The sequence below is a fragment of the Paenibacillus sp. FSL R5-0470 genome (genome assembly GCF_037975205.1).
In the GTDB taxonomy this organism is placed as follows: Bacteria; Bacillota; Bacilli; order Paenibacillales; family Paenibacillaceae; genus Paenibacillus_AQ.
The window spans coordinates 1,731,033-1,756,435 of sequence record NZ_CP150238.1 but is presented as its reverse complement, the minus strand read 5'-3'; the positions used below and the strand labels follow the sequence as shown (position 1 = coordinate 1,756,435).

Sequence of the window (25,403 nt, the reverse complement as noted above, 5' to 3'; positions counted from 1 at the left end):
CACCACCTTATACCTTCGGCGTAATCTCCAGCACAGTTACTGACATTGGAGCCAGCTCTACATTAAGAAGATCACCTTCAAGTGTAAAGGCTGTAAAAGCTTGCGGTACGACAGCATCTGGCTGAATAAATGTATTATGAGCATCTATCTTGTTACCTGTGAGCGTAGTGCCTGTCACTTCAACCTTCTGCCCGGAAAGGCCACGTAGCTCGAGGGGTACAGTAGCTGATGCAGCGTGATTCAAGTTGCAAAGACTGACATGAATGATCCCAGCGTCTGTTACGGAAGCTGAAGCAGATACTTCAGGAATCTCGCTGCCCTCAAAGCTGTAAGTCCCACTATCGATTGTTAACTCCAACAACTCAGCATCCTGATGGACTTTAAACATATTGAATACATGATAGGTAGGCGTTAGCAGCATTTTTTCTCCTTCGGTTAAAATCACTGCTTGAAGCACGTTAATGGTCTGCGCAATATTTGCCATCCGTACCCGGTCACTGTGTTTATGGAAAATATTCAGGGTTACGCCAGCTACAAGGGCATCCCGAATTGTATTTTGTTGATATAGGAATCCTGGATTCGTACCCGGCTCAACATCATACCAAGTTCCCCATTCGTCGACGATAAGGCCTACTCTTTTATCTGGGTCATATTTGTCCATAATAACGCCATGTTTAGTAATCAGCTCATCCATGCGAAGGGCCTTCTCCAAAGTGCTAAACCATTCACTAGTTTCAAAGCCTGTTGCTGCCCCTTTATTCTCCCATGCTGGACCAGGAATCGTATAATAATGAAGGGTAATCGAGTCCATAAAGCGTGTAGCTTCACGCATTAGAACTTCCATCCAATGATAATCATCCACGTTAGGACCACAAGCGATCCGATGAATACGATTCTCCCCGTAATTACGTACATACGTCTGATATTGTCGATAAAGATCTGCATAATATTCTGGACGCATATTCCCGCCGCAGCCCCAATTCTCATTGCCAACGCCAAAATAAGTGACAGCCCAAGGCTCTTGATGACCGTTCTGCTGGCGAAGCTCAGACATCGGTGAGACACCGCCAAAGGTTAAATACTCTACCCATTCGGACATCTCTTGAACCGTACCACTTCCCACATTACCATTGATATAAGGTTCACATTCCAGCATCTCACATAATTCCATAAATTCATGTGTACCAAAATGGTTGTTCTCAACCGTGCCGCCCCAATGCGTATTGATCATACGTTTACGAGCTTCGCGATCACCAATACCATCTTTCCAATGATATTCATCTGCAAAACATCCACCCGGCCAGCGAAGTACTGGAATTTGTATTTCTTTAAGCGCTTTCACAACATCATTACGAATACCGTTAGTGTTAGGAATCGGTGAATCTTCTCCGACCCAAATGCCTTCATAAATACAACGTCCTAGATGCTCAGAGAAGTGTCCATAAATATTTTTGTTTATCGTACCTTTGCGAATGTCTGTGTTAAGGATTGCGCGATCTGCCATGAATAAACTCCGCCCTTCAACATTTATATTTTTATTAACTAATTAATAATTATACAAACATTATAGAGCGGTCCTCAGCGATCCGTCAATCTCCAATATGAATGAATCTATTCTTTATCAATCGGTTTGTTTATCCCGTCTTCATAATAATCAAAAACGAGCTGCCGCTGCGTTCCTCTTACCCCGTAAAATACGTCGGAGATCCGTTTCCCCTTCCGTCTTAATTCGTTCTCCAGCCATTCTTTGGTCAGTCCATTATTCTCAAGATTCTCTTCAATGAGGACGCCATCCATAATTAACTCAACGGGAAAGCTCTGAGGAACCGAAAGAAGCTTCAAATCTTTTCGAGTAACATATTGATACTCTTGTTTCTTTAAGACGGATACCATTCCGTTATCTTCTAATACGGCATACTCTACTACCTCTAGATTAAAAATTTCTTTTTCCCTCAGTGCCTGATCCAAGGAGTCTAGCGAATACCTTACCTTTTTCATATTCCCTTCAAGAATTTTCCCGTTTTCAATAAGTACCGTAGGTGATCCGGAGATCCAGCTTCTCATTCTACGACTCTTTATAGCGATGATAGATAGTAGAAAAGACGTAGCAGTGATAACAATGAGCGCCACGATCATATATGACGACTTCAGGTCTTTATTAAAAGCCAGGTTTGCCGCAAGCGATCCTAATATAATGCCTGTCACGAAATCATGAAACGTCAAATTAGAAATCGTTTGTTTACCCAATATCTTAGCTATCACAAGCAGCATGATCATAGCGACCACAGTACGAAGAACAATATCCATATGCGCCTGCATCTCTAGTGCTCCTTTCTATTCAATCCCCTATTATTCACAAACCAAGGTGAAATGAAACGTCATTACAATTGGTTTAATTTTAAAAGGTCATCCGGAGACTTCTATAAACGTCAAAAGGGCTCTGGAATGGTTCTACTGAACCGTCCCAAAGCCCTAGCTACGAATGCTTATTTTTCAGTCTTGATTGCAAGCAGATTGTGCAGAATCATTGCGCTTTCAGCTCGAGTTGCTGAGCCTCCCGGATCGAATTGCCGCTCACTCCGGCCCTGGACGAATCCAAGGACCTGGGCGGAAATTATCGATTCACGGGCCCATGTGGCAGCCGCGCTCAGGTCGTCAAATTGAATCATCGGCTTTAGGTCAGCCTTTTTTCCATTGACATACGCATAAGCGCGCATTACCATGACCGCCATTTCTTGGCGAGAAATATGGGCTTCCGGAGCAAAGTAGGTTTCACTTACCCCGTGAACTATCCCTGCTGCTACAGCCTGCGCCACTTCCTCCGCATACCACTGATCCGCAGATACATCTGCAAATACTGTAGATGATTTCCCTTCAAGGTCCAGCAGGCGGGTAAGCATAACCGTAAATTCCGCCCGGGTCACTAACCGATTCGGATCGAACTTCCGAAGACTAGTGCCTTGAATCAGATGTTTAGCGGACAGTTCTTGGACAGGCTTATATACCCAATGGCCGGAGGGAACATCGTCATACGATTTGTTGTATTCCAGCACAGCATATGCACCGGAATGTTCGGTATGCAGAGCCACTTTCCCCTTCAGCCAGGAAGCGCCCGCATACCCCATTATTCCGGAATCAGACAAATAATAGCCACCAAGCAATCTCCTGTTCGCCTCAGGATGAGTGTTAAGCTCAAATGTAACCCGCTCTACAAATTGTTGAATGACGCTCTTTTTCCCGTCTCCTGTGACAATATAGAGCTTAAAGTCAAGGAACTCTCCTGCCTGGTGCAGCTCTGCGCCGGATTGTCGCTCCGCGCTGGCCAGCATTCGTTGTGCTGCTGCCCCTTCCACCTCAGAAGCCTCCAGAATGATCTGGCTGCCTGCCAATTGCTCCACAGGAATTAATGCCTGCAGCTGTTGAAGCAGCGCCGCCGGAAGGGTCACATTGAAGTTAGAAGCCTCAACCCGAAGAGGCTTCTGCTTAAGAATATCCGCTGCCATGCCCGGCAATACTAGCACTCTCAATTTGCCCTCATACACAATGGCAGCCGAAAGATCATTCAAAGAGGCTGCATTTAGTTGCAGTCGTCCTGCCATTTCCTCAAGTACAGAAGGCACTTGTGGTTGAGGATTCGGAGCAGTTGAAGTGCCCTCCTCCGCTTGTAGAATTTGAAGCTCAAGGCTGCTCTCCTGGCCTCCGTACTTTGCAGTAATAACAACCAAGCCCGGAACGAGCGCTTGCAGCTGCCCCGCTGCCGTTACTGTAACTACATTCCTGTTACTGCTTTCGTAGATCACACCCTCGGTTAACGTACGGCGGCTATTGTCGCTATATACCGCCGTAGTGACCACCTTACCGCTCTGACCTATTTCCAAAGATGCCGGACCGCTTAACGAAATCGAGACGAGCTCTGGCAGCGAATCATACACTTTTAACAGATAGGAAGCGGTCATGTTATCATATACCGACGAAATAACCGAAAGGCCTGGGCCTTTTGCTTCAATATGACCTTCCTCGTCTATACTTGCAACATTAGGATCGCTACTTTCATAGATGATGCCTTCGGTTACTATATAATGGCTGCCATCGCTGTATACAACCGAAGTAACCGCCGTTCCAGTCTCCCCAACAGTCAGGATTTCCGGGCCGCTGATTGCCATTGAAGTTCTTTCAGTTGGCTCCATGACCGTCACCTGAAGCTGCCGGAAGGACTCCACATTGCCAGCCTTATCCACCGAACGGTAATCAATGCCGTAGGTTCCCGGGTTCTCAATATATACGCTTTCAGTGACCGTATTCCATGCACCGCCGTTAAGCCGGTATTCCGTCCGCTTAACCCCCCAGCCGACAGTTCCCCCATTGGATTGGTCGGTCGCATCGAAGATGATATTCACTTTGCCCTTATATACGCCCCCTTCTCCCGTTGTTCCAAGTACAGTTGCTTTTGTGACCGGAGGTGTTGTATCCTTCGGCAAAATTTCCAGATATGCGGCGTATTTGCCATTCTCATTCTTGCGGCTTCTTATATCAGTAGCAAGATTATAGCCTACCTGCCTAAGAGCCAGACTTATAACCGGATCGGAAGGGAACTCCGAGCCTACCCATGAGGTGATATCGAACTGCCGCCACTGCTCCGGCCCGGAAAAGGTCTGCAGCGCGGCCTGATTGCCGATTTTTGGAGCATTATTGTAATTCAGCGTTGCCTCTGTCCATGAATCATCACTAACTACAAAAACACCGATATCGGACAATGTTCCGGCCCCGTCATTCGTCTTTCCGTACACGTTCAGCTTCACAGAACCCACTTCACCGACAAACGGGTTCAGATCGAATTTTAGATAAGCTCTTCTGTCCGTGTCCCCATTGCCGTTTCTGATTTGCAAGTAATTCACCGAGCTATAATTGACTGCAGCTTTCGATCCTCCGTTGACATACGCATCTTCAGTCACATACAACTTCGTTTTGGCCGCTTCGTCCGGTTCCGAATCAGAGGGCTCAGAGGGCTCGGCATTCGGATCAATTCTGAACTTGATAACATGGCTTTTCCCTTTGGAGCCGCTTGTATCGATTGCGAGTTCGATCCTCGGTGAGAGTTGCATTACGGTCACGGTTGAATCTTTCATTAGTTCTTCCAGCGCGGCTTTACCGACATCCAATTTCACTACAGATTGGGATTGGGTCGGGTCCGAAATAGCTATCGTCAATTCATCTCCAGACTCCTTGATGATGACGGAAGCTGGATTATTAGCACGCACGAATTCGATCATTCCCGGAACCCAGAAGTTCATAGCCGTAAGTCCCAGCTTCTGTTCCTTTACGGCTTGAACACTATCCGTATTGGCAATAATTTCGATGTCGGGGTTGTTGCTATAACGCGCTGTCGCCGCTTCATCCTGATTCGGCAGCAGCACGTACGAATACGATTGATCCACAGGCTTCGTTCCCTGAGCAATCGACAGGCTGGCATAATCTCTAGTGATCGGCTCCGTTGATCCCCCTTGATTAATATCCTTCCAAGCGCCAGTCCGGGCCTCCCGCAGACCGTCTATCGTTGGTGCATCAGGGAAATAATAACCGATCCCCGAGCCGGGAATATTTCCTTCCAGATGTGCCCAATGTACCTTATTCATCGACTCAGACCAACCCAGCGCAGAAGGCTTAACCTCACCGTTGATCGTAAGTACATTGTCACCGCTCTCCTTGAGCTTGCGGTTATCTACGATGGTCTCCACCTTGCGGTTATCCGTGCTTGTAATACCTGCCCCAAGCGCTACGATTTCATCGTCGAACATGAACCAGGACTTTTTACCGGATAATGTGCTGTTATCCGGATCCAGATCCATGCCGGCCGCTCCGTAAAGTCCGTCTATGGAGGATCCTCCTACCCATGTTTTTGATGTAGTCTTGGCTGCACCACGCGTTGCTCCATCCGATGTAACCCCTGGCAGACGGTAAGCATTTACAGTCGGCCAGAATGCATCAGCATATTGATTCAGATCCTGATTATACAGATAGGTAATGCCTTCACCCGTATACCAACCCTTCAGGTTCTCCGTCCCGCCTTCATAGTTGGCAATTCGGGCCGAAGACATGCTGATTCCAAAAGCATATCCAGGCCGATGATGGACAATTCGGTCCATCGCTGCAAACTGCTTGTGCACAGTAAGGTCTCCCGATGGCTGCACCTCTGGATCATTCATAAGCGTCTGGAGCAAGACAATATCCGCGACTCTTAGACCCTCGTAATAACTGTCTAATGCTGTATCGGCTTCGAACCAATACTTCACCATCGATTTAAACCGGGCCGCTTGCTCCGGTGGCGCGGAGGAAGCCAACCGAAGAATATGCGACCAAGGCACGAGTTGTCTGTTCCCCCGGGCTATCGATCTGCCGAACACCATATCCATCATTAGTTTTCTGTAGACAAGAGGTTCATAAGAATCCGTTACCCAGTTATATACATTCTTCAGATTGGCATCAGTCAGCGGCCAAGAGGACCCTGTCAGCAAGGTCATCATCTTCATCATATCGCCAAGCAATACAGCCCCGTAGCTGCCGGTATATGCAATATTATTATGCTGGATAAAGGAGCCATCCTCATAGAATCCATCTCCGCGGGTTACATAAGGCAATACCTGGCTAACGGCATCCCGTCCCTGTTTGATCTTCCCGCTATCACGATTGTGAATGCCTCTCAGAACTACTGCCAGTGCTTTATCCAACCGATTCGCACCGGTTTCCATCAAAGAGGGTTGATTCGTCCGTTTGGTCGGGTCCGGGCAGAACTTATCGATGGCTTTGGTATAGCTGGCAATCTGATCAACGGACAAATACTCGAACATCAAGGCCATCGTATCTCCCAATGCAAGCGGAATGCCGATCTCCCATTCGAACCAGTTTCCTTTCTCCTGTTTGGTTTCGTTATACCAATTAGCGTATAAGAAGTCCAAACCGCCCAGAATATCTGTTTTTAACTGCATATTCTGGTATAAAGGCGAGCCGGTTGTTGAAAAGGCAATGGCCATGTCCTTCAACCGGTTATAAGAGGCTGCCGTATCAAAAGCATCCGCCGTACTACCCGGCTTATCACTCCATAGATAAGTACGGTCCATTTGCTTATTCATCGTATCCCAGTATCCGGTTTGCAACTGATTGCTTATCTTATCGGATAAAGCTGTTATCGACTTGGCAATGTCCGGATTGTGTGGATCGAAGGATTTCCCTCCGGTTAAATAATCCACCCATCTTTCACGAAGCTCGTCATATTCGTCTTTCGGAGCCTCTCCTTCATTAATATTAAATTTTATGACATGCGTTGCCCCTATGGAATTCGTCACATCTACAGTGATAACTGCATTTCCCGAAACCTGCAACACTTCCGTCTTGCTGTCTTTGCTGAGTAAAGTCAACCCCGGTACATCCAGTTCTAGGGACAATGAGTTTTGCGATTGTGTAGGATCAGACACCGAAACGACAAGCTCCTGATCGGCCTGCTGAATCATCACGGAAGCAGGATTGCGTGCCTTGATGAAATCCACCGTTCCGGCATTCCAGAAATTAGCGGCAGTTATGCCCAGCTTTTTCTCTCTGACTGCATGCACATCCTCTGTATTGCTCAGCACCTCGATATCCGGGCTACTACTATAGTCTTCAGTACTGGCAATGTCACGATTAGGCAACAGGACATAGGAGTATGAGCCATTCAAAGGCGTATCTCCATGCTCAAATGCCAGGCTTAAATAGTTCCGTGTAACGGGAACATCGGATTGAGTGGTATTTATCTCTTTCCAGCTGCCGGTTCTGGCTTCACGCTGAGCTAAGAGACTTGGAGCGTCCGGGAAATAATACCCGACGTCGGAGCCTGGTACTTTGCCTTCCAGATGGGCCCATTGAACGTTCTTCACTGTCTCTACCCATCCGGGCTGTGACGGTTCTGCAACTCCGTTGATTAATAGTTCATTATTCCCCGCTTCGTTCAGCATCCGGTTATCGATGATCGTCTCGACAGACTGCGGGCCGGCTTTTGTTTTGGAAATTCCCGAACCGAGTGCCACAATCTCATCATCGAACATAAACCAGGATTTCTTGCCCTGCAAGTCGCTGCCGGTCACTTGGGATAGCGAGAAATCCATGCCCGCTGCACCGTACAGACCTTCCAGCGAAGATCCTCCCACCCAGGTCTTCGGATTCATGTAGCTTTTCCACTCCACAGGTACCATTCCTTGCCCCGACCCATCGGTTGTCGTTCCAGACAAGCGATAAGCATTGACGGTAGGCCAGAAGTCATTGCGGTATTGGGAGAGATCCTGATCGTATAAATAGGTCATCCCAATCCCCGTATACCACCCTTTTAGGTTCTCGTTGTTCCCTTTCTCAAAGGCCGAGATACGATTGGAGAACAGGCTCAGGCCAAAGCCGTAGCCTTCACGTAGATGAACAACCCGGTCCATACCGGCGAATACCTGATTCTTAATCAGTGATCCTCTTGGATGGATCTTCCCGTCATTCATCAGTTTTTTGACAATTGTTATATCGGAAAGAGACAATCCGTCATAATAATTGCCGGCTGCCATATTTGCTGAAATCCATTCTTTCGCCGCTTGCTTGATAGATAATGCAACATTCTCCGGTGCAGTTTCAGCCATTCGCAGCAAGGTGACAATTAAGCCCCTAGCGCTGCCGCTCCCTTTTCTGGAAATGCCCCTTCCATTAACCGAGTCCATAAATTGACCGTTATAGATCACCGGCTCATACGTCTGGGCCACCCATTCGTAAATGTTCAGTACATTCGGGTCCGTTATCGGCCATGGTGAATCAGTCAGCAGGAAAGACATATCCGCCGTACCTTTGAGCCAGACCGAACCATAACCTCCTGTATAGGCAATATTATTATGCTGTACGAGTGAACCGTCCTTGTATACACCGTCTCCATGAGTAGTGTATACATACTCTGAGCCGATGGAATCACGGCCCTGAATGATCTTCGCACTATTGTTGCCAACAACGCCTCTTACCGTGACCACAAGCGCTTTATCAAGCAGGTTGGCACCCGTCATCTTCGTACCCTTTACACCAAGCACGGCCCCAGTTTTCGGATCCGGACAGAAGGCATCAATAGCCGCAAGATATTGATTAATTTGCTGCGGCGTTAGATGGTCATACATCAGCACCATAAGATCATTCACAATCTGCGGAGTGCCGATCTCCCAGTCCCACCAGTTCCCATAAGCGCTTTTGCCCGGATTGTAACGGTTCGTGTACATCCAATTGATTGCGCTTACAATGTCATTCGCCAAAGAGCTGTTTCTATATAGTTCCGACCCCTCCACAGAATAGGCCAATGCCATAGTCTTCAAGCGGTTGTAAGCGCTTGTAATAAATTGCGAATCCGTAGTGCTTGCGGCATCGCTCCACAAGAAGGTGCGGCCAGATGATTTGTCCATACTCTCCCACAGCGTAGCCGCCGAAGCTGCCTGTGCGCTTATACTAGCAGCTATGTCAGGATCTTCCGCATCGAATTGGCCACCCCTTAGTCGGTCATACCATTTCTGCCGCAGTTTATTGTAAGCCTGCATTGTGTCAGAGGATTCGACATTCACCAGGCATTCAGCTGCAAGGATACCGTCTGGTGTGGCGATCTTGATGGTCGAAGAGCCAACACCCGTCCCCGTCACATTGCCGAAAGCATCCACAGTCGCAGCTTCAGGATTACTAGAGGTCCACACTACTGCTTTGTCCAGCGCCGTTGAGGGGGATAAAGTCGGCAGTAATGCAACCGTGTCCCCTTTGATCATCGAGAAGGCTGTACGATCCAGTGCAATCCCCGTAAGTCCCGAATATTCCTCCAATACGATATCATCTATCCATAGCTTTCCTTTTCCAGTTTCCAAAAAAGGCTCAATGACAAGCTTCGTCGCATTGGCTGGCATAGTTAGAAGCACTTGCTGCAGGGTCCAGTCATGCGTGCCTGTTATTTTAGGAGAGGAAGGCCCATCCCCCACTTTGGCGGTATTATAATACTGTGTTCTAAAGTAGGCACCTTGGCCGGTGACATTATCAGTCTTCAACCAGACTTTAAGTCTGTAGGATTTACCGGGGATAACCGAAGTTACCCCCTGATTGATAGAAATCCTGCTTGTGGAAAAGGCATCGAACAGCATGGACCGGGTTCCATCATGCGCTGTCCCAGCGTCGATCTTAATATTTGCTGTTTTATTCGTGCCCTTTCCACTGCCGGTAGGAACCCATAAGCTCCAACCCACCGGAGCCGAGTCTGTAACCCCTGTCCAAGTTGCATCCAGGGTTGACGTTGTATTTTCAAAGCTTCCGTTAAGTATAAGATTAGACGCAGCCGCTGAGGCTTTACCATCAGCGTTGTAATGAATTCCAACACATGAAGAAAAAAGATCAACAATGAGAACTAACACTAAAACCAGACTTGATTTCCGCATTTGTTCACCCCAATCTTTGAATTGTTTAAAGCTAGCAATGTCTACAAGTTATCTTCCTGCACAAAATTCAGCACGGCATCGTCGACGGCCGAAGTTCTTCCCAGATCAGGGCAATTTACAAGCTCAATTTCGCAAGTCTCCGCACAGCCGTGTAGTTCAAAAAGAACCAGTTCATTACGACCTTTGCGCAGCAATGGACCAGGGATGTATAGGGCCCTTTGCGGTCCTGCGTTCCAGTAGCGGCCTAGATTAAATCCGTTGATCCAGGCAACCCCTTTATTCCATCCATCGAACCGTAGAAAAGTATCCCCAATTTCCTCCGCCTCAAAGCAGCCCCGATAGAATCCGGGCAAACCTGAAGGTGCCGCAGCTTCTTGCTTCTCCACCGTCTGCTCCTTGTACTCAAGTGAAGCCAGCGTTCCCGGTTCTAACGGAAGTGTACGGATCGTCCAGTTATATTGCAGCTGGTTATCGATTCGAACCCCGTCCAGAATTCCTTTCGGATCACGAATGAGCGGCCCATAATTAATCCGACCCATATTCTCGACGAGAATATCCAGTTGCGCTCCACCGGCAGGAATGGAAAGTTCAAGTGGCTGCGGATTCCAGCGTTCAATGACCCCAAGTAACTGTCCATCCAGGAAGACCTGCGCCCGATCACGCACACCTTCGATGTAAAGCTTCTGCCTGGACCGTGGTCCCTGCACATAAGTGCTGTACAATATAAAACCATAGGATTGTCCCAGCTTTTCCATCGGCTGCACACACACACTGTTCACCGGCTCGGATAACTTCTCCAGATTGGAAGTTGTGAATAGTTCCGCTCTTTCCATCAAGGCAACTTTCCCGTAGGAGATCTTCGGAATCGGCTCAGGGAGCGGACAAGTCGGTGCAAATCCATGTTTGCCCAGTACCGACCGAACAGCTTCAAATTTCGCTGTCGTATCTCCCCATTCCGTGAGCGGGGCATCATAATCATAGCTTGTAGTCGTCGGCTCGTAGGCGACGATATGATTCGCCCCATTATAGAAGCCAAAATTGGTCCCGCCGTGGAACATGTACATATTGAGTGAGGACCCGTGCGTCAGGATATCATCCAGAACGCCAGCTACATCTTCGGCATCGCGCACATGATGATCCTCCATCCAATGATCGAACCAGCCGTTCCAATATTCCATCACCATCAGCGGCTCTTCAGATCGGTACTCCCGGTATTTGCGGAAGGATTCCTCTGCACAGGAGCCAAAATTAACTGTAGCATGCACATCTTCCAGAGTTCCACCGAGCAACATTTCATCGGTTGGTCCGTCGGAGGTAAAGAGCAACACATCGACCCCTCTGCTGAGGAGTCCATTACGCATATATCTCAGGTAACTACTGTCATTGCCATAGCTGCCATATTCATTCTCTACCTGGACGGCCAGAATCGGCCCGCCATGTGTGGACAGTAGCGGAACCAGCCGAGGAATCAGCTCATCGTAATACCGGTCCACCTTGCTTAAATAAAGAGGATCACAGCAGCGAAGCTGAAGTTCACTGTAAGCCAGCAGCCAGGCCGGCAGACCACCGAATTCCCATTCGGCACAAATGAATGGACTCGGTCTGACAATAACATGAAGCCCAAGCTCTCCGGCCAGTTCAATAAAAGAGACCACATCGGCCATGCCATCAAATACGAACTCCCCTTCCTTGGGTTCATGCATATTCCAGGCGACATAGGTCTCCACGGTATTGAATCCGCAGGCTTTCAATTTCAGTAGCCGGTCTTTCCAGTATTCAGGCACAACCCGAAAATAATGAATGGCTCCCGATACGATCCGGTAAGGCTTTCCGTCCAGCAAATATTGTCCGTCGTTCCAAGTGAGTAGGCTCATTATCGACGACCTCCTTTTTAGCATTTATTCTAGCGATTCCCCACAGTGGTAGACGGCAAGCCGTCTAATCTTAGGGCTTGCGGCAGCTACTGGCACCCGTAGTCGTATCTTCTCTGCGCATACCGGAGGGAAGGCGTCGATTTTCTTATGGCCAATCGCGCTGCCACGTTTCAACTCCATCCACGCTCCGTCACTGAATGCTTCCAGCACATATTCGCTCACTCTTTCGCCATAAGCGATGTCCTCCATAATCTCGGCGTGGTCAATCACAGTAGCTACAGGCAATTCCAGCTCAATAAGATCTCCAGTGCCCGCCGTTACGGCTAGTGCCTTTCCGAATCTACGTTGAATCTCCTTGCCAAATTCCAGCAGTCGCTGCACATCGGCCTCTGGAAGCAGCCCGCGGTTGTCAGGGGCCACATTGAGCAGCAAAGTCGCCCCATGTCCGACCGAACGATAATAAATATCCATTAGCTGCTCCAGAGACAGCAGCAGATGCTCTTCCTGAGGATGCCAGAACCAGCGGTCTTTACGGATGGGCACATCGCATTCCGCAGGCACCCAGCTCGGTGTTCCGGGAAGCCAGTTCAATGAAGCTTCACTGAACATGCTACCTCGCGCGGAATCCGCAGTGTTCCAGCAGGGATAAGGAGCAAGGCCATCCTCATTGCCAACCCAGCGAATCGTTGGTGCCCCCATATTAAACACCATAGCACTTGGCTGATATTGTTTGATCAGATCCATAATCCGCCGCCAATCGTAATTACGGCCTTCAGATCCTGCGCCGTCGAACCAAATCTCCGTAAGTGGGCCGTAGCCCGTAAGGAGCTCCTGCAATTGCAAGCAATAGAAATCATCATATGCTTGCGGTTCCGCATAACATGGCTCATGTCTGTCCCATGGAGACAAATAAATGCCGAAGCCTAGTCCAAATTCACGGCAAGCCTCCTCGCACTCCTTGACAACATCGCCTCGCCCTTCTTTCCATGGGCTGGAGGCAACAGAATAAGTACTCGTTGCAGTCGGCCACAGGCAGAAACCATCATGATGCTTAGCGGTCAGTATAAAATAACGGAATCCAGCTTCTTTAGCTGCACTAACCCATTGGCGGGCATCCAGATGAAACGGGTTAAAGACCGTAGGTGAATCGCTACCTTCTCCCCACTCCTGATCGCAAAATGTGTTCATTCCAAAATGGCAGAACATCCCCAGCTCCAGATCCTGCCACTCCATCTGTTCCTTAGAAGGCAAAGCTACTTGCTCTTCGGACTTGTTCTTTGAAGAAATGCTTTCCATCATTTTTATACTCTCCCGTATATTTGTGTAAGCCCAATGTATAAATAAGGGCTTTGGAAAGCCGGTTGATGACCTTCCAAAGCCCCGTCCCCAACTTGGGATACCTCGCTTATTGCCTATTTACTTGATGACACCTTTTTCGTTGATAATTTTCGTTGCTTCATCAACCATCCATTGCTGCACCTTATCAATCGATTCATTTCCAAGCATGAATCTGCTGAAGCCGTCATCGATAATTTTGGTCAATTCGGAAGTTGCCGTCGTCATCACCTGCGCACCGTCAAGGAACTGAATTTCTTTATCGAAAAGTGTGTATTTGAGTGAATCCATATCATACATATCTTCTTTGCCAGCGACCAATTTAGTCAGCAAGGTCTCATTATCAGCTTTTTTATATCCGGAGAATTCCAGTCTGTTATCACTAACAGCCGTCGACATAAATCTCATCAATTTGAAGGAAGCCTCTTTGTTCTTTGAAGTTGCGCCCATCGCCAGCATGTTGCCGCTGGTGAAGTATTTGCCTTCATAGTCTTTCGGTTCCGATCCTGCAGGAGGCACCGGTACCGGAGCAAAGGCTGTCTTGAATTCATGCGGATACTGCTCGGTGTTACCTGGATCAGCAATTGTCCAGTTGCCAGCCAAGATCATAGCAGCTTCTTCATTGAAGAATTCGGTACGATAGTTAAGCTTAGCGGCAAGAGCATCTGCATAAGATTTCGCAGATTTATCAGCAGACTCCATATCTTTACGCAGCTGGAAGAAATACTTATAAGTCGGATCCGCGAAGATTGTCGTCCCGTCATCATATACGAACGGGTCTTTCATCATCGTTTGAGCTGGAGCGTTCATGTACAATTCCCAGGTGTGGAAATATGTGCCGTAACGTTTGTCCACGCCTTCGCCTTTGGTCAGTTTTTTGGCATAGTCGCGGTAGTCATCCCATGTCCAGCCAAAAGTAGGTACAGGCAGACCCGCTTCGTCCAGTGCATCTTTGTTCAGCATCACGTAGTTGCTGCTCTTCGTATATTGCAACCCATAATAGTTGTTGTCGACCTTAGCATTCACATAATATTCATCCTCAGGAACGAGGTTATCTTTCTCATAGAATTCATTCAGCGGGGCAAGTGCTCCCCGAGTCGCCCGTTCAAGCACGCCTCCCAAGCTTGGCACCTGAACAACATCAATCGCTTCGCCGGAAGAAATCAGGAAGTCGAGTTTCTTCAGCATCTCCACAGAATCACCGGGAACGAGTGTCACATGCTCTACCTTGATGCCTGGGTTCTGATCCATAAATTCCTGCAGCATAGCATCGGTACCAGCCGACTGGGCTTCATTATCCCAGTTATAATACTTGATGGCCACTTGCTTGTCCACCTTGGTGTTCCCGGCATTCGTACTAGCTTCAGCATTCCCATTCTTTTCCGAGTTTCCGGAATTTCCACAGGCGCTTAGCGTTAAGGAAACCGCCAGCATGGAGCCCAGTACAACGGATAATCTTTTTTTGCTCTTTGTTTTCATTTTACTTCCCCCCGCACTGAATTTTAAGTATAGTGCCTTGTTCATTTCTTATTATAGGCATCCGCTTTACTGGCCAAGTGCACAATTTTGCTGTTGTAGGATCACATTTTTGACTTTTACTATCTATCGCACACCCGCAGGTCAGCCCTTTACGCCGCCAAGGGAGATTCCGTTAATGACTTGCTTTTGCAGAGCGATGAACACGATGACGAGCGGGATGATCGCCGAAACAGCTGCCGTCATCATAATCGCATAGTTGTTCGAATAATCGTCCCGGAACAGTGTCATACCGAGTGGGATAGTGTACAAATTCTTATTTAGTAAGAAGATCAGCGGATTCTGGTAATCATTCCAGGTCCAGATAAATTTGATGATCGCCACCGTAGCGAGCACCGGCTTGCAGAGCGGAATAATGATAGACCAGAATATCCGTAAATGGCCTGCACCGTCAATTCGTGCCGCTTCAATGTATTCGTCGCTGACACCAATCATAAATTGCCGCAGCAGGAACGTGAAGTAGATGGAGAACATACTCATTAATATGATTGCAGCATGAGTATCATAAAGACCGAACCAGCGAATCAGCAGAAAGCGCGGAATCAGTGTGGCCTGGTCAGGTATAATCATGAACGACAGCAGCGCCAGAAACACCATATTTCGTCCTTTGAACTTGATTTTGGTCAAGGCGTACGCCGACATAGATGAAATGATAAGTGTAATTAAGGTTGTAATAATCGCAACTTTAAAGGAATTTAAATAGAAATGAGAAAAAGGTACTCGTCCCATCCAAACCATCTTGAAATTATACGCTACATTGATCTTCTCAGGAATCCATTGGATCGGGAAGCGCATAACATCTTTCTCATATTTAAAGGCTGCGGAAATCATCCAGATCAGAGGAATAAGAAATACAATGGACAAAGCCCCCATGATGCAGGTAGTGATCACTCTGGACATATTTTTTCTAATCAATTGCATGTTAATCTCCCCCCTTTATTCTTCATTTCTCATTTTCCAAGTAGCTGCGGTGATCAAGCCTATGACGGCGAATAGCAGCCAGGAAATTGCAGAAGCGTAGCCCATGTTGTAGTATTTGAACCCTTCCTCATAGATCCTGAACACAAGCACGGTAGAAGAATTGTTCGGGCCACCTTCGGTCAAAAACGCGATGATGTCGAACACCTTAAACGAGCCAATCAGCATGGTTATAAGCAAGAAGAACGTGGTTGGACGCAGCATCGGAACCGTGATGGCAAAGAATTTCTTCAGTGCGCTGGCTCCATCTATTTCGGCGGCTTCGTAGATTTCATCGGAAATATTCGTCAAGCCGGCCATATAGATAATAATCGTGTAACCCAGACTCGCCCAAGAACTGATAATGGCAATCGATAACAGCGAGGTCTTTGGATCCACCAGCCATTTTGGAGGACTGGAAATTCCAAGCTCCATCAAGAACTGATTGATCGGTCCAAGGGATGGATGGAACAATGCGCTCCATACGGCGGCAATTGCAATAATCGAAGAAATATAAGGGATAAAGAAGGCAACTTTGAAATAGTTTTTAAGAAATACACTATTTTGAATCAATGCCGCCAGCACCAAAGCAATCGCAATCGGTATCGGCACGGTCATAATCATATAGATAGCATTGTTCTTCAAAGCTTGAATGATGCTCGGATCATGGAACATTTTGATATAGTTATCCAATCCGATAAACTCGATCCCTTGAACCCCCGACAATAGATCCCATTTCGAGAAGCTTAAATAAAGTGAGAATCCAAGTGCAAATACATTAAGAAAAAGCATTCCGACAATTTCCGGAGCTAGAAAGAGCCACCCGGTCAAAGCCTCTTTCCGTTGCGGAGTCCAGAACTTCCGCTTCTCCTGCAGAATTTTTGGCACAGGTTGTTTTGCAGCCTCCACGTTGTATCACCTCGACAATTTGATTTGTCATTATAGTAATATATCCGCCTCCCGTATGAAGGAGTGATTATGACCCGAGATGTGCAAGATTTTGACCTTTGTCATTCGACATCAAAAAAACCGCCCTAGATGGGCGGCGGGTCTATTCGGTAGGCTGAGATTTGCACTCTCAGCGTACCGAGTGTTTGGATTTATATTCGCTCGGCGTTGTTCCCACATATTTTTTAAATACTTTTGAAAAATAGGTTCTGTCCGAATATCCCAGACCAACGGCCAGCGATTCCAGGTTTTGGGTGGAGATTTTCAGCATTTTGGTCGCAACCTTCATCTTGTGCTGATGTACATAGTCCGTAAAAGTCAGACCTGTCATGCGTTTAAAATAACGCGAGAAATAGCTCGGGTCAAGAAAGAGATAACGTGCCATATCAATTGAAGTGATGTTATCGCCAAGATGCTGATCGATAAATTGCTGGATAAGCTGCAGCTTGGGCTCCTGTGGGGGAGTTCCCGCCACCTGCTGTTTGTTGCCTGTAATCTGCACAAGCTTTCTTTCCACCAGTTCCATCGTATCCTCCAGTGTGCGGGTTTGCACGAGATAGACGAACAGATCCTCATCGAATGTTAGGCTAGTGAACATCAGCTCGATACCGCGGAGCATAAAGGATAAATCCCGGACGAAATCGCCCGGATGGATAGCCATAACTTTTGCAGTCCTAGCGATTTCCTGAAGAGTGCCACGGATGGCTTCAAGATCATTTTTAATCACGGCCCGTTCCATCTGCGGGATATAACTATCCAGAAATCCTTGAGGAGCAGGCTGGAAGCGAGGGGTAGCGATTTGCAGAGTATCCAGAACTGTGTATTCCGCACTCGCATAGAACTCGCACTTGTCTTGGACAATTTGCCGATGAATCTGTCCAATTGCCTGCAGCTCTATTTTCTCAGTGACTGCGATGATGCCCGGTTGAATCTTAAGGAGATGGGAGCACTCGGAACACAATCGCTGTAAATAATCATGAAAATAAAGACTGGCATTCTGCGCCAGATTCACACGGTAATTATACAGAATCACAATATTCTTCTGCTCCAAAAAAGGCGTAATCCCCTCACACGCTTCGGACAGCTCTAGGGCTATATTGTAGATGGCATATAAAATAAGTGGATACTCGCTCTGCTTGTACCTCTTCTCGAAACTGGAAAAGTGAATGCTGACCGTGCCCAGCATGAACCACGGATACGTCCAGGATATGCCGATTTGCGTCGCATAGGCTAGCGTGGTTTCGGGCGGAGCGCCGCCAATCACCCTTTGCAGCAGATTCTGCCGGAATAACTGGCTATTGTATCCCGTTTCCCCATGCTTGATTAGCCCGATCTTCGATTTAAGCAAGCGTACAGACTTGGCAAGGCTTTTCTCCAGTTGCTCGTCCGTAAGCTGGTCCTTAATTAAATAGTCATCCACCTTCAGCTTTACCGCTTGCTGAGCATAATGGAAATCCTCATGACAGGTCAGGAAAATAATTCTGACCTCCGGCTTCATCCGGGTAAAGTAATCGGCCAGCTCAATCCCGTTCTTTTGCGGCAAGCCAATATCTGTGATCACGATATCGGGTTGTACTTCCTCAAACATTAATAACGCCTTGGCACTGGAATAGGTGCTGCCGACAATCTGCAAGCTATGTGCTTCCCAGTCAATCATCTGCTGAAGCACCTTGAGCATAGGAACATCATCATCTATGAGCATCACTTTATACATCAATATCCCTCTCTCTCTCCGACAGATTAACCTGATGATTGCCTTGCGGCAAATACAGAGAAACGGACACCCCACCTTGCGGCAAATTATGCAGCGACAAGCGGGTATCCTGACCATAGGTCAGCCTCAGCCTTTGAACCACGTTAATTAAACCGACCCTTTGATAAGTTCCATCCTGTTCATCGTCCTTGTAGAGCAATCTGCGGTTCAGTCCTGCCAGAATTTCTGCCCCTGCACCACAGCCATTGTCTTCGACTTCAATCATAATCCCATCAGGGATCGTTCGGGCACGGACGACAATACGCGGTGCCGGGTGGTCAACTAGACCGTGAACGATGGCATTCTCTACGAGAGGCTGCAGAATAAGTTTAGGAACGATGAGCTTCTCTGTATCCGCTTCCAGATCGACCTCCAGTTCAAGAGGGATTTCGTTGCGGATCTTCATGATGTCGATATAATGGCTAAGCAGTCTGCATTCTTCCCGTAAGGTAGCCGGTTCATTGACCTTCAGATAGGCACGGAGAAGACTCATTAGCGAATCAATGATCCCGCTGTGCAGCTTATCTTTAGCCAAAATAAGGCTACATTTGATCGAATTCAACGTGTTGATCAAAAAGTGGGGACGAATCTGCATAAACAGCGCCTCAAGTTCCATCACTCGCTTCTGTTCTTGCTCCAGCTCGATGTCGTGAATCAATCCTTGCAGTTGATCCAGCATAGTATTCAATGTCTGCCCCAGCTCAGCGATTTCATCCTTGCCCTTGACCTCCAGCCTGACATCAAGATTCCCCATCCCGAACTGGCGCACAACGCGCTGCAGCTTCATGATCGGACTATGCAATCTTTTGGCAATCACCATGGAAGTGGCCGAAAAGACAATAAACAAGAGAAGCACTAAACCAATACCACTATAAAAAGTTCGCGAAATCTGGCCCGACCATTCTTTCTCTGAAGCTTCATAGACCAGCTCCCAATTGGATTTGTCGATGGCTCTGGCCGTACGCACGCTCCCTCTAGCTTCCTTGCCTTCTGGGGCTAGCTCTGAGTTCCCGGCGATCAGACCTCCTCTGGAATCAAACAACGCCAGCTTGCCAAACTCGACCGGCCCGAGCAATTTGTTGAAATAGGCATCGGGAATCGAGATGAGAAGCACGGACACCTGCTGTTTCTCCCGGCTATCATAGATTACTCTGGCAATATAGTAGCTACTGCTTTTACCGGAACCGCTGTCAGCCATCCCAAGCCATTGCAAGGTCTCCGGTTCGTGAATATTGACACGTCCCATCAGCTTGTCCATGTTGGCATTAATCACGGATAAATTCTCAGTCCCAGACGAGATCACAAAGTGTTTCCGGTTAACCAAATACATGCGAATGTTATTATTTAGCGGCTTAGAGTTGATGAGCGAAAACACATCCTGAATTTGCGTAAAATGTACGTAATCCTGATAGGTATTCAATCGCTCGGTATCTGCAAAGACCTTCAGATTGGCGCGAAAATTGGTATCGTTTACAATAAAATGCGATGCAAATGTCACATCATCAATGGTCTTGTTTAGTTCGTCAATCATAACGTTCAGAAAGTTATCGTTGCTGAGCTGCAGCTTTTCTACCATCGTATCCCGTATAAGCACAAAGGAGATGATCGATACTGCAATCAGCGGAATAAAAATCAGCAAAAGAAATGAAACCTGGATACGTCTATAGTAAGTGAATTTGAACATGTTTTCTCCGCGCCTCTCTCATGCTCTTTTCTTTTATTCTATCAGCCCGTTATCCAGTATACATGCATTATTTGATTACCGTGACTTTCTTTTGAACGTTTGCGAAAACAATAAGCACTACTTCACCAAATATTTGTATACCTTCCACTACATAGGAATTTAAGTGACTGGATGGAACCTCGTGGCTGATCACGATAATATGCTCCTCATTCCTTTCAGGGAAGCTGATCCGGCATGCCTCCACCTGCACGGCATCCACAGGTTCACCCGTATGGCGGTAAATCGGCACCTGTTCAACCAGTGGACAGAACGGCTCACCGGAAGGCTGCGGGTACAGCATCTGCATCATCGATACCGTTCCTTTTCCCGTTCGGGAGTAAACGGCATGTTGATTGGGTTCCAGCAGATTGTATTCGCGGGAGATTACCCCGTCATCAATCTTGCCCTGAAGTCCTTTAACATTAACGGGAATGATGCAAAGATTGGCTTCTCGCTCATTGTTTGTACGGCAAATGAATGTCTCGTCTTCCATCTGAACCGCTCCGGGTGCAAAATGAAAATGCTGGGAAAACTTATGCTCCTGACGGCAGCTAAAGCTGTCGACCAGAAGCCAGTAATAAGGCTTGATGAATATGATCCTCCTTAGCAGGTGTACCGGATCATCCAAATGACGGTAGCCATCATGGCTGCCCTCAACATAATCAAAGTCCGGATTGCTGATCCATTTGCTGCCTGCCGGCTTCGCAATTTGGGAGAAGGACCATGTATCCGTGATTTCAGTGAATCCAATTCCGTCAACAGTAGTCGTATTATGGGCAGCGCTTTCTTTTAACGCTTTTCTAAGTGGTGTGTGAGCACTATAGTTGTATCTGCCCAGATCGGTAAGCATATCCCGCCCAAAGGCATGCAGATCGAAATGTAGCAAATCCGCGTGACCATGTCCACCACCAAGCGGTCCGCAGTGGAAATATAGGTACAAGTCCTGCTCGTCCCAACCCGTTCGCATCACATAATGACCGGAATGTGTGAAAGAGCGCGACAAGTAAGGCGGTTCCTCCGCAATCAGCTGCTCGTAGCCTTCAACTCCACTCGTTCCGAACAACCAGGCATTGTCATAATCCATATGATCGTATCCGCCAAAGCGGAGCACAGAATCCTGGAACAACCAACCTGCATAAGTCAAAATCGAACGGACATCGCTGTCATCACTATCCCCGAGCATCGGCTGCCGATGATTCGGTTTGGCCCAATACAAGGAAGCGACGGCCATTTGATGAACTTTTTGCTGAAGTTCATCCTGTAGCTCCAGTCCATTCATGCGAGCCAAGCGGATGCAGTCGAGAAAACATACCAGAACCTCATGGTGATAGGTGGGCGATTGCTCCCAATGGATACCATCCGCCATAACCTGGATTCTAGCTGTCTCCCCCAATCTCTCCTCACCGAGCTGTCGCCAAATCTTAGCTTTAGAAAACTCAGGGAAGTAGAGCGCGGTTTGGAATAAGCCACAAGTCTCCAGAACGCCCCAATTGCTGATATTCTTCCAGCCCGTAAACGATAAAGCTAAATATTCGCTGTGTTCATGAAGGGATATCATCACTTTCGCCAGAAGCGTCGGTGTGAGCAGCGGACTATCCTGTATATAGGACAGCGCTTTGATCCAGTTCGCACAGCGAAGACCCGCTTCAATGGTGCGCCAAGTCAACGTATCATTCGTAGGCATGTCTGGAACAGGATTACGGTCCATCCAATCTTCAAGCTGACAGCAAAATGTTCTCGCATACTCCTCATTACCTGTTATCGCATACGCTTGTCCTAATGCCACCCAGTAGCGGTGGCGATTCAGCATATAAGCCCATTCTACATCCTTATCCGGAATATAACGCCAGTCAATTTCTTCCTCAAAGGAAACCGGAATGCGGCTGCGCTCCATATCCCAGGGAAACCGAAAAAGAAACGTCTGCTCCATAACTTCATCCGCCGTCTTCATTACGACTTCCAGCTCATCTGCGCAATATTGCTGTATATAATCGATATGCTGCTGTTTCCGACTGTCCTCTGCCCGCCAGCCCGGCGTGCTCCGACTAGTCAAATACCGATGCAATTCAGTCAGCGCATCGTCCTGCCGCGCTTGGCTGAGCGCATCCTTCACGGGCGCTAGAGCAGGTAACTCAAGGTCGAGTAGCGTAAAGACAGCATAGGGAGAGGTTGATCGGACATCAGCATTCATACCAGTACCCCCTGGTGCCTTTTTGCAGCCGCAGCAACGCTTCGAGGTAGAAATAATCTCCCCAGATCATGAAATCATCCGGAGACAGACCGCCGCGTACATGGTAAGAGCCGTGCTTCAGCAGCCCCTCCGCATCTTCACCAATCGTGGAATAGTTCTGCACAAGTGAAGTCATCGACTGTATTAATCCCTGCTGAAAATAAGCCCGTTCGGGATCTCCCTCTTCCATTAGCTCCAACAGTTCCTGTAGTCCAGCCGCAACAATTGCAGAGGCCGAGCTATCCCGGTACGTATCCGCAGACACTGGAGCATTAAAGTCCCAGTAAGCGACATGATCCTGTGGCAAATGGTCCAGAAAATAGCGGGCCATCCGCTTGGACGTTTCCAAATACAACGGATCCTTAGTATAGCGGTAAGATAATGCAAAACCGTAGACGCCCCAGGCCTGCCCGCGCGTCCAAGTCGATCCGTTAGTATAACCCTGGTGTGTAGCGCCGCCAATCGGCTCTCCTGTCTTCTGGTCGAAGAAAAACGTATGGTAGGAGCTGTCATCTCCCCGCACCAGATAACGTTTCGTTTTATCCGCCTGCATGACCGCCACCTGCCGATATAGGGAATCACCGGTCTGTTGTTCCGCCCAATACAGAAGAGGGAGATTCAACAGACAATCAATAATGATGCGCCCACCTTCCTGGGCATCTCCCACAGGTCCCCAAGCCTGAATATAACCACCGCCTGTGCGCCAGCGCTTCAGTAATAAGTCTGCCGCCTGCAGTGTCAACTGACGCGCGGATTCGTCTTTATCTATAATCCACTGGGCCTTGGAGGATAACGAATACAAAAATCCGATGTCGTGATGATCAAGCACCGTCTTTGCCGCGAAACGGCGGCGGAAATCCTCTACGGTATGAGATGCCGCGATACGAAAGCTGTCATCCTGCGTATATTCATAGCACAACCACAACATGCCGCTCCAGAATCCATTGGTCCAGTCGTCATTGTTATTGAGCTGGTAAGTTCCATTCATGCTGACATGAGGGAATCTATCCCCGAATCGGTCTATATTCTTACGTACCTTCTCTATCGCATCTTCAATCGCATTGCTCCACATAAGTTCCTTGCTCCCTTCGGGCTCTTCGTTTCTTATGTTTCATGATAAGGAGAGTGAACAGGATCTAATAGGGGCGATTTTTGCTTTGATGTGCATTATTTTGACTTTTGTACGAAGTAACAAAACGTATAACTATTTATGGAAAAATACGTTAAAATCAGAAAGTGACTTACAACTTTCATTTTTTTAGAAACGGAGTGTCCTATTAATGAAAAAGCTAGGTGCATTATTTTTATCCATTTTCATGGTTATGTCTGTCTTTACCACTGCCCATGCGGCTGAAAAGCCTGTCGGTGTGTGGATTGATGGAACAGAAGTAAAGTTAGGCAATTCTAACCCTGTTGTAGAAAAAGGAACTACCTTGGTTCCTATGCGTCCACTCCTAGAGAAGCTTAATGTAAATATGAATTGGAATAAAAAGACCCAAACCGTAACGGGGACCAAAAATGGACTAGCCCTCTCACTGACTATCGGCAGCACCACAGCAACGGTAAACGGGGAGAAGAAAAAACTAGAGGTGGCTCCTAAAACCATCAACAATGTCACCTATGTTCCTGTCCGCTTTATCGGTGAAACGATCGGCTATAAAGTAGAATGGAACGCGGCGCAGCGCACCATCACCTTTGTAGCTAATAACGAGGCTGCAGGGAGCACCGGATTCTTATGGAAAGTGGAGAATAACGGTAATACCGTCTATCTACTTGGCTCTATCCATGTGGCTAACGACAAAATGTACCCGCTACGCACGGAAATTGAAGCTGCTTTTGAAGCGTCTCAATATCTCGGGGTCGAAGTTGACTTAACAAAGGTTGATCAAACGGAGATGCAAAAGTTCCTTACGGAGAAAGGTTCTTATACAGATGGGACCAAGCTCAAGGATCACGTATCCGCTGATACCTATAACAAAGTTGTTGCGCTTCTGAAAGCGAATGGTCTTGCAGGAAATGCATTCGATTCCTATAAGCCATGGGTCGTTACTCAAGGTATCTCAAGCCTACAAATGCAAACAACAGATTATACACCGGATACGGGTATCGACCTATATTTCACACAGAAGGCAGGCAAACTGAATAAACCTATCATTGAATTGGAAAATATGCAATTGCAGCTGAACATGTTCAATCAATTCTCAGATGGATTGCAAGAAAAGCTTCTCCTTGATACACTCGATAGCCTCAAGCAAACGGACAAAGCTGCAGCAACGGCTTCGCTGGATGCATTATCCCAAATGTGGATGCAGGGGGATGAACAATCACTCGTAGCTATGACACAAGCGGTCGCTAAGGAGCCAGAATACTATAAGGGTCTCGTTTCGGATCGGAATGCCAACATGGTGAAGCATGTAAAAGAGTATTTGAATAGTGATAAAAAAGCGACTTATCTTGTCGTTGTTGGTGCACTACACATGCTGGGTGATGATGGCATTGTGACTCAATTGCAAAAAGACGGCTTTAACGTCGTCAAACAATAAATACTAGTGTCAAAATAAATACTAGTGTCAAAATAAATAAGGCTGTCTCT

At 47.5% G+C, this 25,403-nt stretch carries 13 protein-coding genes; 1 reads left to right on the top strand and 12 read right to left on the bottom strand.

Annotated elements, in window-relative coordinates; genetic code table 11:
• Positions 1 to 7: 7 nt before the first annotated feature.
• The 12 genes from MKY99_RS07645 to MKY99_RS07590 all read right to left on the bottom strand — a co-directional run bounded on the left by MKY99_RS07645 (position 8) and on the right by MKY99_RS07590 (position 23,882).
• Complete coding sequence (locus MKY99_RS07645; RefSeq protein ID WP_339269698.1) at positions 8 to 1,504, bottom strand: alpha-N-arabinofuranosidase; 1,497 nt, start codon at positions 1,502 to 1,504, stop codon at positions 8 to 10.
• A gap of 107 nt (positions 1,505 to 1,611) precedes the next feature.
• Positions 1,612 to 2,319, bottom strand: coding sequence for a DUF421 domain-containing protein (locus tag MKY99_RS07640; RefSeq protein WP_042186028.1), 708 nt, complete (start codon positions 2,317 to 2,319; stop codon positions 1,612 to 1,614).
• Between the two features lie 167 nt (positions 2,320 to 2,486).
• Positions 2,487 to 10,454, bottom strand: coding sequence for a polysaccharide lyase family 8 super-sandwich domain-containing protein (locus MKY99_RS07635; protein WP_339269696.1), 7,968 nt, complete (start codon positions 10,452 to 10,454; stop codon positions 2,487 to 2,489).
• A 41-nt stretch (positions 10,455 to 10,495) separates the two neighbouring features.
• On the bottom strand, positions 10,496 to 12,328 hold the full coding sequence (locus MKY99_RS07630) for a beta-galactosidase family protein (RefSeq protein WP_339269694.1): 1,833 nt from the start codon (positions 12,326 to 12,328) through the stop codon (positions 10,496 to 10,498).
• Between the two features lie 24 nt (positions 12,329 to 12,352).
• Positions 12,353 to 13,627: an alpha-L-fucosidase gene (locus MKY99_RS07625; RefSeq protein WP_339269692.1), complete on the bottom strand. Its 1,275-nt coding sequence runs from the start codon at positions 13,625 to 13,627 to the stop codon at positions 12,353 to 12,355.
• A 117-nt stretch (positions 13,628 to 13,744) separates the two neighbouring features.
• Entirely contained in the window at positions 13,745 to 15,142 is a 1,398-nt protein-coding gene (locus tag MKY99_RS07620) for an extracellular solute-binding protein (RefSeq protein WP_076300067.1), read from the bottom strand.
• A 141-nt stretch (positions 15,143 to 15,283) separates the two neighbouring features.
• The gene (locus MKY99_RS07615; RefSeq protein ID WP_042186014.1) at positions 15,284 to 16,120 is read right to left on the bottom strand and encodes a carbohydrate ABC transporter permease; all 837 of its coding nucleotides are present in this window, start codon (positions 16,118 to 16,120) and stop codon (positions 15,284 to 15,286) included.
• Positions 16,121 to 16,135: 15 nt separating this feature from the next.
• Positions 16,136 to 17,065, bottom strand: coding sequence for a sugar ABC transporter permease (locus MKY99_RS07610; RefSeq protein WP_042125419.1), 930 nt, complete (start codon positions 17,063 to 17,065; stop codon positions 16,136 to 16,138).
• A gap of 169 nt (positions 17,066 to 17,234) precedes the next feature.
• On the bottom strand, positions 17,235 to 18,818 hold the full coding sequence (locus MKY99_RS07605) for a response regulator (protein WP_339269689.1): 1,584 nt from the start codon (positions 18,816 to 18,818) through the stop codon (positions 17,235 to 17,237).
• Positions 18,811 to 20,541, bottom strand: coding sequence for a histidine kinase (locus MKY99_RS07600; protein ID WP_339269688.1), 1,731 nt, complete (start codon positions 20,539 to 20,541; stop codon positions 18,811 to 18,813). The genes MKY99_RS07605 and MKY99_RS07600 overlap by 8 nt, the downstream gene beginning before the upstream one ends.
• A 67-nt stretch (positions 20,542 to 20,608) precedes the next feature.
• The gene (locus MKY99_RS07595) at positions 20,609 to 22,771 is read right to left on the bottom strand and encodes an alginate lyase family protein (protein WP_339269685.1); all 2,163 of its coding nucleotides are present in this window, start codon (positions 22,769 to 22,771) and stop codon (positions 20,609 to 20,611) included.
• Positions 22,761 to 23,882: a glycoside hydrolase family 88 protein gene (locus MKY99_RS07590; protein ID WP_339269684.1), complete on the bottom strand. Its 1,122-nt coding sequence runs from the start codon at positions 23,880 to 23,882 to the stop codon at positions 22,761 to 22,763. Before MKY99_RS07590 ends, MKY99_RS07595 begins: the two co-directional genes overlap by 11 nt.
• A 208-nt stretch (positions 23,883 to 24,090) precedes the next feature.
• On the opposite strand from MKY99_RS07590, the gene MKY99_RS07585 reads away from it, so the two are divergent.
• Entirely contained in the window at positions 24,091 to 25,353 is a 1,263-nt protein-coding gene (locus tag MKY99_RS07585; RefSeq protein ID WP_339269682.1) for a TraB/GumN family protein, read from the top strand.
• The last annotated feature ends 50 nt before the right edge of the window (positions 25,354 to 25,403 follow it).